The organism is Geminicoccus flavidas (genome assembly GCF_009806515.1).
Classification (GTDB): domain Bacteria; phylum Pseudomonadota; class Alphaproteobacteria; order Geminicoccales; family Geminicoccaceae; genus Geminicoccus; species Geminicoccus flavidus.
In genome coordinates, this window is record NZ_WUJP01000929.1 from 1 (window position 1) to 203 (window position 203).

The following is a 203-nucleotide window of genomic DNA, read 5'->3' on the forward strand; positions in this document are numbered from 1 at the left end:
GCGGCTGCCGGGCGGCAACGCTCTGCCCAGGCGGCTTCTGCCCGCCGCCCTGCATGAATGGCTGGCGCCGGCCAACCTGACCACCCGGCTGGTGCTGCTGGCAGTCGGTGTAGTGATACTGGTGGTGGCGTTCGCCGCGGCCTGGACTTTCTGGGAGCGCGCCGATACTGCCAAGCGCCTGGTCCGGCTGGCCACGATCGACC

Annotated in this window: 1 protein-coding gene; it reads left to right on the forward strand. The window is 70.9% G+C overall.

Annotated elements, in window-relative coordinates:
• Positions 1-203, forward strand: a 203-nt coding sequence (locus EQG76_RS26745; protein ID WP_159717959.1) for a hypothetical protein, incomplete at both ends; no start/stop codon positions are given.